Source organism: Neomelitea salexigens DSM 19753 (assembly GCF_000422345.1).
Lineage (GTDB): Bacteria > Pseudomonadota > Gammaproteobacteria > Pseudomonadales > Spongiibacteraceae > Spongiibacter > Spongiibacter marinus_A.
The window spans coordinates 682,425-696,201 of the sequence record NZ_AULP01000001.1; the positions used below are offsets into that span (position 1 = coordinate 682,425).

A 13,777-nucleotide genomic window follows, 5' to 3' on the forward strand; every position below is an offset into this window, starting at 1 on the left:
ACAGTAAACAAAAGGGGCGGATTCTTCGCCCCTTTTTTTATTAGTAAACATGTTGGTATCCGCAATGAAAAAAACCTGGATGATTCTTCTCAGTGCCTTGCTGTATGCATGCAGTGGTGACAACGCCCACACAACGGCGGCCTCTGGCCAGCAAACGCCGGGGCAACCGGGGGACAAGCTCCCGGCGGCAGACCAGGAACTGCTGAGCAGTCTTTCGTTTCCAGGCGAGGTTGCCACCGCTTCACCAACACCAACCCTGCGTCAGCCCAAACCAGAAACCATTTACAATGCAGAGGCGGTTATCCCACCCCAGTGCTATACCAAGCACGAAGCCAAGTACAACCCTTGCATGACCTGCCACCAAACCTATCCCTATCGCAGCAGGCCCAACACCATGGACGATGGCAGTCAGCAGGTTGCGTACCTGTTCTCTGACATTGGCGAAGTTAACCACTGGACCAACCTTTTCGAAGATCGCCGCGAACGCATTGAAAAAATCAGCGACCAGCATGTGCTGGACTATATCCATACCGATAATTACAGCCCGCTGATTGAACAACTTAAAAATACCCGCGACTGGCAGGGCCCCACTCCCGAGCTAAAAAATTTAGCACTGGGGGCAGAGGCTTTCGATGAGCTCGGCTTTGCCAAAGATGGCAGCCACTGGGTGGCTTTCAATTACAAACCGCTGCCCAGCACATTCTGGCCAACCAATGGCGCAACCGACGATGTCATGATTCGCCTGCCTGCCAAGTTTCGCCAAGCCAGCTGTGGCGGTGACGGCCAATATTCAAAAGACGCCTATCTGGCGAACCTCTCCATACTGGAAATGGCTATTAAGGATCTACACGATATTTCGACCCCGGACATCGATGAGCGGGCCTTTTGCGTCGACCTCAACGGTGACGAACAGCTCAGTGTCGTCAACCGTATCAAGCGCCCTGAGCAGTACGTGGGTGATGCCGCCGATGAAGTGGTCGCAACCATGTTATACCCCTTGGGGACGGAGTTTCTGCACAGCGTGCGCTATGTCGGTATCAACGAGGGCGGCGAGATCACCGTGCCTCCTCGCATGAAAGAGCTGCGTTATATGAATAAGTTTGTGTTCTATCCGCCAGAGCACTTGGTATCGATGTATGGCAATGAGCGCCAGGAAAAAGTCGATGAGTTGATTCCCAAATATATCAACCGCGGAGACAAGGGAACCGATAACAGCTTTGGCTGGATGATGCTCGGCTTTATCGAAGATGAGCAAGGCAGCCTGCGGATGCAAAGCGAGGAAGAGAACTTATTTTGCATGGGCTGCCACACAACCGTGGGCACCACCATTGACCAAACCTTCGCCTTTGCTCGCAAGGTGACTGGCAGCAACGGTTGGTCTTATATCAACCTGAAAGGTATGCAAGACGCGCCCTACGTTGGCCAAGAAAACGTCGATGGCGAAGTGATCGGAGAAATCGCTGACTATCTGGCAACAGTAGGCGGTGGCAATGAGTTCCGAGAAAATGCCGAAATTCGCCAACGCTTTCTCAATGAAGATGGCAGCTTAAATACTGCTGCGCTGGCCGGCAAAGATGTTTATCAACTTATTACGCCCTCTCTGCGCCGAGCACTGGATTTGAATAAAGCCTATATGACGATTGTTGCCGACCAAGACTTTGTGCATGGACGCGACCCCAATATTGCGCCGGCGGTGAATGTCTACCGGGAGATCGACCCCGAAACAGCCAGCGTGTTACCCGCTGACAAAGTGCGGCACTGGGACCTGCGCCTGAATTGGCAAGCAGAGTAAACGGCACCCTAGCCGCTGGGATTGCCCCTTAAGCAGCCCTATACTTCGATACTATCTGCCGGCTGCTCAGGGGGCGCTATGCGCTTGTATCTTCGGTTTGGGTTACTTCTCGCCGCTATTGCGGGTGTTGGCTGTAGCAAAACACCGCCACCCGTAAATCTCTCATCACCACTGTTAGAAAATACGCTAACCAACCCTTGGTATCAGCAAGCGCAGCGCCAGCTCCTCGACAAAACAGCCTATGCCCAGGCTCACGGCAAAGCCAAAAATATTATCCTGTTTGTCGGCGATGGTATGGGGATTTCCACTATTACCGCCGCTCGCATTCTCGACGGCCAGCAGAAGGGAATGCCCGGGGAGGAAAACAACCTGAGCTTTGACCGCTTTCCATTCAGCGGCCTGATAAAAACCTACAATGTGGATGCTCAAACCCCGGATTCGGCCGGCACCATGACCGCGATAGTCTCGGGCGTTAAAACCAATATTGGTTTGCTCGGCGTTGACGAAAATGCTCGCCGCGGCGATTGCAGCAGCGCCACGGGAAAAGCGCTAGTTAGCCTACTCGAACTCGCAGAAATTGCCGGCAAGGCCACAGGCCTGGTGTCCACCACACGTGTTACCCACGCCACCCCCGCAGCGACGTATGCCAAATCGGCTGACCGTAACTGGGAAGACAACAGCACCCTGCCACAACAGGCAATTTCAGCTGGCTGTGAGGATATTGCCAGTCAACTAATCGGCTTTGAAAAAAACCTGGAGACCCGCTTTGCCAATGTGGATGTTGACGGCATTGACGTGGTTATGGGGGGCGGTCGACGGCATTTCTTACCCGCCGGTGTCGATGGGGGCCAGCGCACTGACGGACGCAATTTACTCGCTGAGTGGCAGCAGCAATACCCAGCAGCACGCTACCTCGATAGTAAAGCAGCGCTGAATGCACTCGACTTAGCGACCACAGAAAAGCTGTTCGCGCTTTTCAGTGGCTCACACATGCAGTATGAGTTAGAACGCCGCGACGAACCTGACAACGAGCCATCGCTAAGGGAAATGACCGAAGCGGCCCTCGCGTTGCTTAGCAAAAATGAACAGGGCTTTTTCCTTATGGTTGAAGCGGGTCGCATCGACCACGGCCACCACGCTGGCAATGCCAGTATGGCGTTACATGACACCATTGCTTTATCTGAGGCAGTGGCACTTGCCGTAGAGCAAACCCGCCCCGAGGACACCCTCATTGTCGTCACGGCGGATCACAGCCATGTCTTCACGATTGCGGGCTATCCTCGGCGGGGCAACCCGATACTGGGTAAAGTGGTCAGCGTGGGCAGCAGTGCTCCAAGCACCGCGGCAGATGGCCTGCCCTTCACAACCCTGGCTTATGCCAACGGCCCCGGCTCTGAGTATTTCAGCTCCCAAGAGCAGACGACGGCTGGCAGCCGCCGCAACTTGCACGGCGTCAACACCCAGGCCCGAGGGTTTCAACAGGACGCTCTCGTTCCTCTCAGTAGTGAAACCCACGGCGGCGAAGATGTGGGTGTCTATGCCATTGGCCCCGGTGCAGCGCTGCTATCGGGCACAAATGAGCAGAATTTTCTCTTCCATGTAATGGCCTATGCCAGCGGCCTATTGCCACAGCCAGCGCACGTGGAATAGGGAGTTGCTAGGGAACCAGCGGCTCGCTGAGCCAGTCTCCATTGAGTCGCCGATACAGGCGGCGCTGGTGTACTCCATCCGCGGCAAGGCACCAGGATTCGAGGAAATCCACCGCCAAAACCACGCCACGCGCGTTACCAACAAAGGGAATGTCCGCACCAGCAAAGCGTTGCCGCAAACCATCGAGCTCCTCTCGCAGTTGCGCTTCTGAGGTTAGCGGCGAGCTTTGCGGGAGGCGCTGGTACAGGTGATCCAACAGTTTTGCCGCGTCGGGTTTATTCTGCCAATGCTCAAGCATCTCGTCCTCGCCCAGCACCTGCCATGTACCGCGCAGGCGGTATTGGCGCATTTGCGAGGGCCAGAACAGCAATACCTCACTGCCACCTGCGAGAAGTGGCAACCACTTTGGCGAGCTATCGTTGATAAAAATCATCGGCCCCTCAGCGCTTATGTCACGCAATACCACTGTTCTTGTGCTCGCCTGCTGACCATCTACCGTCGCCACACTGCAATAGCGTGCCGCCGTATCACCTTCATCCAAGGCTAGGCGGTAATGGCTGATTAGTGATTCTAGGGGACACTGCATACCTGCTCCTGATTTGTCATAGGACGACGCGTTGGCTTTATTGACTTTCCAGCCAGTTAATATACTGTATATTCATACAGTGTATAGATTCGCGCCATGTCCAATGCCTAGTAAAACACTTGAACAACTTATCAACCGGCAACAGCTGTGGCCAGCCAAACAACGTCGCCACCACACAGTAGGCGGCCACAGTAACGCGACGGGCTTTGCCCCCTTAGACCGGGCCTTACATCAAGGCGGCTGGCCGAGCAGCGGCAGCAGTGAATTTTTGTGTGATACCCCTGGGGTAGGCGAGCTGGAATTGGTCATGCCTACGCTGAGCCAGCTCAATCGCGACCGCCCCATTGCCTGGTTAAACCCGCCTTACCTCCCGTTTGCCCCTGGGCTTGTTCAGCACGGCCTGGCTGCACAACAGCAGTGGCTGATTCATGCCCATCGTCAACACCAGCTTTGGGCCGCCGAAGAGGCCTTGCGCAGCGGGGTCTTTGGCGCGCTACTCAGCTGGTCGGCAAATTGTCCGCCGAATGACAAGCAGCTACGGCGATTACATTTGGCAGCACGTGAAGGTCACTGCTGGCACCTTCACTTCCGCCCAAGCCGCTGCCAACCGCAAGCCTCGCCTGCCCCGCTGCGTGTACAGGTCGAAGGGGGGCCTCGAGACATTAAGTTGGTCATTCTTAAACAATACGGTGGCCACGCCGGTCAGCAACTCACACTGCCGCGAAATAAACAGCTAACTGAAGCCCAACGTCCTGTTAATGAGTGGCCAACAAACACCAACCCGCGGCGGCGCCTTGCGGTCAATCTCCATGTCGCTGGACGCCCGTCAACACCCTCTAGCCACCCAGTAATACGGTCATAATCCATGCTGTATGTGTGCTTACGGTTCCCACTACTGGGTTTGGAGGCCCTGCCCGGCGCACCGCTGAGCGAGCCCTGCGCCCTGATTGCACAGCAACAGGTGTCACTGGTGAACGCCGCTGGCAGGCTCGCGGGCGTTACCGAGGGAATGTCGTTAACCACTGCTTTGGCGCTTTGCCCCTCGCTCTACTGCCAACCGCAGCAGAGCGAGTGCGAACAGGCCCACTGGCAGCGCCTGGCTCTTTGGGCCTATCGCTTCAGCGACGACATCAGTCTATCGCCGCCCAACGCACTCTTATTGGAGGTGAGCCGCTCGCTCAAGCTATTTGGCAACTTGAAGCGTTTGTATCGCGCCCTGCTTTCAGCCTATCGAAAACGCGGCTTACAGTTAAATATTGGCCTGGGCAATACCCCTTTGGCAGCAGAACTCTTAAGCTTGCAAGGCATTCGCCCCGCTCATCTAGTGAATGCCGAGGGCGAGCTCAAACGCGATGCACTAAAGCGCGCACTGGCGTCACTACCCTGCCGCCAGCTCCCGCTGCCAAGCGTCCAATTAGAAGCGCTGCACAATATGGGCCTGAGGCGACTAGGCGATGTTCTTAGCCTGCCGCGCAAGCAACTGTTGAGCAGCTTCGACCCGGTTATGGCCGACTTTGTCGCCCGCCTAACTGGGCGCAAGCAGGATCCAAGACAGCGCTACCAACCCGCTGACGTTTTTGTCAGTGAGCGTCAGTTTGATGGCGGCTTATTTCAGAGTGACCAGCTGCGCTTTCCGATGTCTGCCATGCTCAAAGAGCTAGAGGTCTATTTACGTCTGCGCCAGTGCTTAAACCGTGACCTGCACTGGACCTTCCACTATTTGAGCGGCGAACGCCAGCACTGGAAAACGCCGGTTAATCACCGCCACTTTCACCGCAAAAACCTTCTCGAACTCATCGCTCTGCAGCTGGAAGGGTTTACCTTAGCTGGCGCTGTAGAAGGCATTACTTTGGAATGCAGAGAGTTTGTCAGCCTGGAAGCCACCAAACAGCAACTTTTTGACGAGCATAGAGAAGCCACCGAGCAGAGTGACGCCCAACTTCGCCTAATCAACAGCTTGCAGCTGCGCCTAGGTGACAATGCGCTTCAACAGTTGAAGATAGACGACCGAGTGTTACCGGAACAACAAGGCGTTGCGTGCCCCGTCAGCGACTATAACTGCGAACACCGTGACCACGAGGCAAGCAGTGAAGCACTCAGACCCTGTTTGCTGTTGCCGACGCCTCTGCCGCTTCAACGCACTACCACCGGATTGGTCTGGCAGGGCCCCCTTGAAATACTTCAGGGCCCGGAGCGCCTGGATAGTAATTGGTGGCAGCAACGCCAGGTTCGCGACTACTACATCGCCCGACACAACGACCACGGCCTGTGCTGGCTGTTTAAAGACTGCCTCAGTCAACAGTGGTACCTGCACGGCTTTTTTTCCTGAAAGCGCCATGGCCACACTGCTGAACTGTCAGAGCAACTTCAGTTTCTTACGCGCGGCATCTCATCCGGAGGAGCTGGTTGCCCAAGCCGAGGCGAATGGCTACAGAGCAATCGTCCTGTGTGACGAAGCTTCTCTGGCGGGAATAGTGCGGGCCTGGCAAGCGGCCAAAGAAGCAAATATCAAGCTGATATGCGGCGCACGTTTCCAGTTTCAAGAAGGATTCCAACTGCTACTCGTCGCGCCCTGTCGGCAAGCTTACAGCGAGCTATGCTCACTCATCAGCTACAGCCGTTTGCATAGCGCCAAAGGCGATTATTCCCTGAGTGTGGAGGCACTTCAGCGCTTCAACCGGCACCTACTCGCGATCTATCTTCCTGAAAGTAAATGTGGCGCAACTGGTTTGAAGGATTTAAAGGCCTTGTTCCCAGCGCGCCTGTGGCTGGGTGTCGCGCTGCACTGCACTGCCCAACAGGAAGCGTATTACCTCAAACACTATGACCTGGCGTGCCGCTACCAACTTCCGCTTGTAGCCGCACCCCATATTTTGATGCACTGTCGCAGCCGCCACCCCCTATTCGATGTGCTTCGCGCAATTCGCCTGCATTCAACAGTTGGCCAACTCGGCCGCAACACCTTGATGAATAGCGAATACTATATAAAACCTCGGGAGCTATTATCGCGCGACTACCCTCAGGCCTTGTTAGACGAAAGCGACAAACTTGCCGCTCGCTGCCAGTTCGACCTAAAAGAGGTAAAGTACCAATACCCCACCGAGCTGGTACCCAAGGAAAAAAGTGCCACCGTTTTTTTGCGCGAGCTAACCCAAATGGGCGCCGAGAAACGCTGGCCGCAAGGCATTCCAGGCGATGTTCAGAGCAGTATTGATAAAGAGCTAAGCCTCATTGCTGAGCTACGCTATGAGCACTATTTCCTCACTGTCTACGACATCGTCCAGTTCGCCCGAAGCCAGGGCATCCTCTGCCAGGGCCGCGGCTCGGCGGCCAACTCTGCAGTGTGTTATTGCTTATTCATCACGGAAGTCGACCCAAGCCGGAACGAGCTGCTATTTGAACGCTTTATTTCACGGGAGCGCGATGAACCTCCGGATATCGATGTCGATTTCGAACACGAACGCCGAGAGGAGGTGATTCAATACATTTATCGCAAGTATGGTCGCAGCCATGCTTCTTTAGCTGCCACCGTTATTAGCTACCGGCGCCGAAGCGCTGTGCGCGATGTGGGCAAGGCACTGGGCTTGGACAACCAGCTCATCAACCAACTCAGTAAAAATATGGCGTGGTGGGACAACCAAAGCAGCTTAGCCCTGCGCCTCAGTGAGCTGGGTATAAGCACATCGGATCACCGCGGCCAGCAATTCATCGATGTGGTCAATGCCCTTATCGGATTCCCCCGGCATTTGTCTCAACACGTTGGCGGCTTTGTTATCAGTCGTGAGCCGATCAATACCTTGGTGCCTCAGGAAAATGCCGCCATGCCCGAGCGCACTATTATTCAATGGGACAAGTCCGACCTGGAAGCCTTGGGCATGTTGAATATCGATATCTTGGCCTTGGGAATGCTAAGTGCCTTACGCCGAAGCCTGCGCTATATCAGTGATGCCGCGGGCACAGATATCAGACTAAGTGATATCCCTGCAGAAGATGCAGAGACCTATGCCATGCTCAAACGCGCAGACAGTATTGGGGTCTTTCAGATTGAGTCCCGGGCGCAGATGACCATGCTCCCCCGCCTTCAACCTAGCTGCTTCTACGATTTAGTGATTCAAATAGCGATCGTACGTCCTGGCCCCATCCAGGGCGGCATGGTGCACCCCTTCCTTCGTCGTCGGCAAGGTTTAGAAGCCGAGCACTACGCAAACAAGGAGATTGAAAGAGTACTCAAGCGCACTCTCGGGGTGCCCATATTCCAGGAACAAGTGATTCAACTTGCCATGGTCGCCGCTGGCTTTAGCGGCGGTGAAGCCGATAAATTGCGGCGGGCAATGGCCAGCTGGGGGAAGAATGGCGACTTAGCGGGTTTTAAAGGTAAATTGGTGAATGGCATGCTTGAGCGCGGCTACGACCTCGACTTTGCAGAGCGCTTATTCAGCCAAATGAAAGGGTTTGGTGCCTACGGTTTTCCAGAGTCACATTCAGCGAGCTTTGCTCTCCTCGCCTACGCCTCGGCCTGGATCAAGTGCCACCATCCTGCCGCCTTTTACTGCGGCTTACTCAATAGCCAGCCGATGGGCTTCTATTCTGTTTCTCAGCTTTGTCAGGACGCTCAGCGGCACGACGTAGCCATTCTCCCAGTCTCTGCCTGCCACAGTGACTGGGAACACCGTGTGGTGTTTAAACAAGAACGCTCAGCAATTCGCCTCGGCTTGCGAACCATCAAGGGGCTGTCTTATGAAAGCGCACAAGCACTTTGCCAGCTACGCCAGCAACAAGCGTTTACCTCAGTGGAGAGCTGCCTTCAGCGACTTCGCAGTGAGGGGGATTTCAGTACAAGCCAGCTCAACCTACTTGCGCGCAGCGATGTATTTCACGACTTCGAAATAGATCGCTACCGCAGCTATTGGTACATACAGCAGCACCGCGGTAGCGGCCAGCTAGTCAACACCCACAATACTGAAGCACCCGCTACCCTGCCGATACCCTCGGAGAAGGAGAACATTCAACATGACTATGCCTACAACTCTCTAAGCCTCCGTCGCCACCCTATGGCGTGGCTACGCAGTGAAGGGTATTGCGAACACTATCAGCAGGCGGCTCGCCTGAGCGATATTAAAGATGGCCAATGGCTGACCGTTGCGGGCATCGTCAGTTGCCGGCAACGCCCCGGTAGTGCTTCTGGCGTACTGTTTATGACACTCGAAGATGACACCGGGAACACCAATGTCATTGTGTGGCCAGCGAAACAAGCGGAAAACCGCCAAGCCATCCTGTCGGCGCGAATACTGGAAGTGACGGGTGAAATACAGCACAGTGACCAACAGACAGGTAGTAGAGTGACCCACATCATCGCACACACCCTGCGTGATATCGGCGCGCTCTTCCCGCTAAATGTGGACTCTCACGACTTCCATTAAGGCCTTATTCGGTAAGTACAATTCCCAGTTAAAGCCTTGCGGGACAAGCACTAAGCTCAATTGACACCGTGGTAACCCTATTGATTGTACGATCTAAATTCGATGCCAAAACCCGATGCTGTTACAGATTTGCTAAATCGTAGCAAGGCCATTTTAGAAACGATGGTCGACGGCGTTATAACGATTAATAATAAAGGGCTTATCGACACAGTAAACCCTGCCGCAGAGCGGATATTTGGCTATCAAAGCCGAGAATTACTTGGCCGCAATGTCAGTATGTTGATGCCAAGCCCCTACCGCGAAGAACACGATGGTTACATTCACAACTACCTGACCACCGGCACCAAAAAGGTCATTGATATCGGTCGAGAGGTACGCGGCCAACGGAAGAACGGCGATATTTTCCCGATGGAGCTCGCGGTCAGCGAAATGCTGATCAAGGGAGAACGGATGTTTACCGGCATCGTTCGCGACATTTCAGAACGTAAGGACACAGAAGAAAAGCTACGTGAGGCGATGCGGCGTGTTCATGAGCAACGCATCAAAGACGAATTCATCTCGACCGTCAGTCACGAGCTACGCACACCACTCACGTCGATCAAGGCTTCTCTGGATATTCTCAAGTCGGGCGCATTGACCAATGATCCCGAAAAAAGTGGAACGCTTATAGATATCGCCCAAAAAAATAGCGAGCGCCTGCTTTTACTCATTAACGACATCCTCGATATCTCTAAAATCGAGTCGGAAAAGATGCAATACCGCATCACACGCATCCCGCTAAGATCCTTCTTGGAAACTGCCATCAGCGATAACCGTGTCTACGGTGACAAGTACCAGGTACGCTATGTGCTGGGCGAGTGCCCCGACCACCTGACTATCGATGTCGACCCTGACCGAATGATGCAAGTGATGAGTAACCTACTGTCTAACGCGGCGAAATTCTCACCGTTGAACACCGAAGTATATGTCTCAGCAGAAGAAACTGAACACGGCGTAAGAATCGTCGTGAAAGACCAAGGGAAAGGTATACCCGAGGAATTCCAACCTCATATTTTTGAAAAGTTTACCCAAGCGGATAGCTCCAACCAACGCGCTATCGGTGGTACCGGCTTGGGACTGCATATATCCAAAGCGATTGTCGAGCACCATGAAGGGGAACTCAGCTTCAATTCCAGCGTAAAAAATGGCACCGAGTTTTATATCGACTTACGTAAAAAAGACCGGACAGGGGCTTACAATGTCACACCATGAAAGCCTAGAACGCGTACTTTATATCGAAGACGAAGAAGACATTCGAATCGTCGCCGATATCGCCTTAAAAACGATAGGCGGCCTCGACACTCGCTGCTGTGCCAGCGGACCAGAAGGCCTCGCTGCGCTAGAAACATTCCCAGCCCAGCTAATACTATTGGATGTCATGATGCCCGGTATGGACGGCCCCAGTGTGCTGTCAGAAATTCGCAATAACGAGCAATATCAAAATACACCTGTCGTATTTATCACCGCGAAGGTGCAAGCTGACGAAGTCGATCAGCTACTCAGCTTGGGCGCAAATGCAGTGATTAGTAAGCCCTTTGAGCCAATGGATATGGCGCAAAAACTGCGGGATATATGGGAGGATTTTCACCGTGCCTAACCCATCACACCAAGATATAAATGAAGAGTTGCGGCAACTACAACGCGACTACATTAAAAAGCTACCCGGGCGGGTGACGCAATTGGTAGAGGCCTGGAAAAGAAACTTGGCTCAATCTGAGGAAGAAACATTACAGGATATCTATCGCCAAGCCCATACGATTGCCGGAACATCCGGAGTACTGGGGATAGATGAAGTCAGCCAAGCTGCACGCGCTATAGAGCAGCTAATCAAAGAACGAGAAAATGACGGCTCATTAAATTCAGAGGAAATCAGTGCTGCGCAACACTCTATCGATATTCTTCACAAACTCTCTACAAGTAGTGAAATTAAAATCCGCGAAATCAACCTACAGCGTCGCTAGGTGAGGTTAGCGGTTAATCCGCCTGTACACTCCCCCTAATTCTGTCTATCACGCTTTTTGTCCGAGTCATTGCTGAACGATGCCCACTCGCTTCGCGGGGCAGGGTCTCAGCGCCTAGTGGATACCACTTTCAGCCACCCATAAAAAAACCCGAGGCTCTACTGAACCTCGGGTTTTTAATTAAAGCCTGGCGATGACCTACTCTCACATGGGGAATCCCCACACTACCATCGGCGATGACACGTTTCACTTCTGAGTTCGGGATGGGTCAGGTGGTTCCATGTCTCTATGGTCGCCAGGCAAACTGGCTTGTGTTGCTTCGAGTCTGACTGTCACGTTGACATGCTCTCACAATCACAAATAGGGCGGTAAATAAGCTGAAGTCTGTTTTCTCAGTCCTGTTTCCAGGGTGTCGCAACAATCCGTTGCAGTTTCTTGATTTCTTTCGATGACTAAACCACTTGATTATATGGTCAAGCCTCACGAGCAATTAGTACAGGTTAGCTCAACGCCTCACAACGCTTACACACCCTGCCTATCAACGTCCTGGTCTTGAACGGCTCTTTAGGGGAATCAAGTTCCCAGGGAGATCTTATCTTGGAAGAGGCTTCCCGCTTAGATGCTTTCAGCGGTTATCCCGTCCGAACATAGCTACCGGGCAATGCGATTGGCATCACAACCCGAACACCAGAGGTTCGTCCACTTCGGTCCTCTCGTACTAGAAGCAGCTTTCCTCAAATCTCCAACGCCCACGGCAGATAGGGACCGAACTGTCTCACGACGTTCTGAACCCAGCTCGCGTACCACTTTAAATGGCGAACAGCCATACCCTTGGGACCGGCTTCAGCCCCAGGATGTGATGAGCCGACATCGAGGTGCCAAACACCGCCGTCGATGTGAACTCTTGGGCGGTATCAGCCTGTTATCCCCGGAGTACCTTTTATCCGTTGAGCGATGGCCCTTCCATACAGAACCACCGGATCACTATGACCTACTTTCGTACCTGCTCGACTTGTCAGTCTCGCAGTTAAGCGCGCTTGTGCCATTACACTAACCTCACGATTTCCGACCGTGATTAGCGCACCTTCGTGCTCCTCCGTTACACTTTGGGAGGAGACCGCCCCAGTCAAACTACCCACCACACAATGTCCTCGAACCAGATAATGGTCCAGAGTTAGAACCCCAATAGTACCAGGCTGGTATTTCAAGATTGGCTCCACCTAAGCTAGCGCCTAGGTTTCAAAGCCTCCCAGCTATCCTACACAAGTAATATCAGAGTCCACTGTGAAGCTATAGTAAAGGTTCACGGGGTCTTTCCGTCTAGCCGCGGGTATACGGCATCTTAACCGCAATTTCAATTTCACTGAGTCTCGGGTGGAGACAGCGTGGCCATCGTTACGCCATTCGTGCAGGTCGGAACTTACCCGACAAGGAATTTCGCTACCTTAGGACCGTTATAGTTACGGCCGCCGTTTACCGGGGCTTCGATCAAGAGCTTCGCTTACGCTAACCCCATCAATTAACCTTCCGGCACCGGGCAGGCGTCACACCCTATACGTCCACTTTCGTGTTTGCAGAGTGCTATGTTTTTGATAAACAGTCGCAGCCACCTGGTCACTTCGGCCAGCCTCAGCTTAGGGAGCAAGTCCCATCACCAAAACCGGCGTACCTTCTCCCGAAGTTACGGTACCATTTTGCCTAGTTCCTTCACCCGAGTTCTCTCAAGCGCCTTGGTATTCTCTACCTGACCACCTGTGTCGGTTTGGGGTACGGTTCGTTATAACCTGAAGCTTAGAAGATTTTCTTGGAAGCATGGCATCAACGACTTCGCTCAAAAGAGAGCTCGTCATCACCTCTCAGCCTTAAGGACCCGGATTTGCCTAAGTCCTCAGCCTACTAGCTTAAACGCGGACAACCAACGCCGCGATCGCCTAGCCTACTCCGTCCCTCCATCGCAGTTATAACAAGTACGGGAATATTAACCCGTTTCCCATCGATTACGCTTTTCAGCCTCACCTTAGGGGCCGACTAACCCTGCCCTGATTAGCATGGGGCAGGAAACCTTGGTCTTCCGGCGAGGGGGGTTTTCACCCCCTTTGTCGTTACTCATGTCAGCATTCGCACTTCTGATACCTCCAGCAAGCCTCTCGACTCACCTTCGCAGGCGTACAGAACGCTCCTCTACCATGCACTAGGTGCATCCGCAGCTTCGGTTCTACGTTTAGCCCCGTTAAATCTTCCGCGCAGGCCGACTCGACTAGTGAGCTATTACGCTTTCTTTAAAGGATGGCTGCTTCTAAGCCAACCTCCTAGCTGTCTGAGCCTTCCC

9 protein-coding genes and 2 rRNA genes are annotated in these 13,777 nt (G+C 53.6%); 8 read left to right on the forward strand and 3 right to left on the reverse strand.

The window, feature by feature from the left end; translation table 11 throughout:
• The first annotated feature begins 64 nt into the window (after positions 1 to 64).
• Together H573_RS16850 and H573_RS0103265 are read left to right on the forward strand one after the other, a co-directional pair.
• Positions 65 to 1,792 carry a hypothetical protein gene (locus H573_RS16850; protein ID WP_205618886.1) on the forward strand — a complete coding sequence of 576 codons (1,728 nt, stop codon included), beginning with the start codon at positions 65 to 67 and terminating at the stop codon, positions 1,790 to 1,792.
• Between the two features lie 78 nt (positions 1,793 to 1,870).
• Complete coding sequence (locus H573_RS0103265; RefSeq protein WP_051170933.1) at positions 1,871 to 3,442, forward strand: alkaline phosphatase family protein; 1,572 nt, start codon at positions 1,871 to 1,873, stop codon at positions 3,440 to 3,442.
• Between the two features lie 7 nt (positions 3,443 to 3,449).
• Here the strand turns inward: H573_RS0103265 and H573_RS0103270 are convergent, their stop codons facing one another.
• Positions 3,450 to 4,028 carry a pyridoxamine 5'-phosphate oxidase family protein gene (locus tag H573_RS0103270; RefSeq protein WP_027873019.1) on the reverse strand — a complete coding sequence of 193 codons (579 nt, stop codon included), beginning with the start codon at positions 4,026 to 4,028 and terminating at the stop codon, positions 3,450 to 3,452.
• Between the two features lie 103 nt (positions 4,029 to 4,131).
• Between H573_RS0103270 and imuA the strand changes: the two genes are divergently transcribed.
• The 6 genes from imuA to H573_RS0103300 all read left to right on the forward strand — a co-directional run bounded on the left by imuA (position 4,132) and on the right by H573_RS0103300 (position 11,448).
• Positions 4,132 to 4,890: a translesion DNA synthesis-associated protein ImuA gene (gene imuA / locus H573_RS16855; protein WP_051170935.1), complete on the forward strand. Its 759-nt coding sequence runs from the start codon at positions 4,132 to 4,134 to the stop codon at positions 4,888 to 4,890.
• A 3-nt stretch (positions 4,891 to 4,893) separates the two neighbouring features.
• On the forward strand, positions 4,894 to 6,357 hold the full coding sequence (locus H573_RS0103280) for a Y-family DNA polymerase (protein WP_027873020.1): 1,464 nt from the start codon (positions 4,894 to 4,896) through the stop codon (positions 6,355 to 6,357).
• Positions 6,358 to 6,364: 7 nt separating this feature from the next.
• The gene (locus H573_RS0103285) at positions 6,365 to 9,448 is read left to right on the forward strand and encodes an error-prone DNA polymerase (protein WP_027873021.1); all 3,084 of its coding nucleotides are present in this window, start codon (positions 6,365 to 6,367) and stop codon (positions 9,446 to 9,448) included.
• A 102-nt stretch (positions 9,449 to 9,550) separates the two neighbouring features.
• Positions 9,551 to 10,699: a sensor histidine kinase gene (locus H573_RS0103290; RefSeq protein ID WP_027873022.1), complete on the forward strand. Its 1,149-nt coding sequence runs from the start codon at positions 9,551 to 9,553 to the stop codon at positions 10,697 to 10,699.
• Positions 10,686 to 11,084 carry a response regulator gene (locus H573_RS0103295; RefSeq protein ID WP_027873023.1) on the forward strand — a complete coding sequence of 133 codons (399 nt, stop codon included), beginning with the start codon at positions 10,686 to 10,688 and terminating at the stop codon, positions 11,082 to 11,084. Before H573_RS0103290 ends, H573_RS0103295 begins: the two co-directional genes overlap by 14 nt.
• Positions 11,077 to 11,448 carry an Hpt domain-containing protein gene (locus tag H573_RS0103300; protein WP_027873024.1) on the forward strand — a complete coding sequence of 124 codons (372 nt, stop codon included), beginning with the start codon at positions 11,077 to 11,079 and terminating at the stop codon, positions 11,446 to 11,448. Before H573_RS0103295 ends, H573_RS0103300 begins: the two co-directional genes overlap by 8 nt.
• A 185-nt stretch (positions 11,449 to 11,633) precedes the next feature.
• Here the strand turns inward: H573_RS0103300 and rrf are convergent.
• A 5S ribosomal RNA gene (gene rrf / locus H573_RS0103305) occupies positions 11,634 to 11,748 on the reverse strand.
• 169 nt (positions 11,749 to 11,917) lie between these two features.
• Positions 11,918 to 13,777 (reverse strand): 23S ribosomal RNA (locus tag H573_RS0103310); the annotation flags it as partial.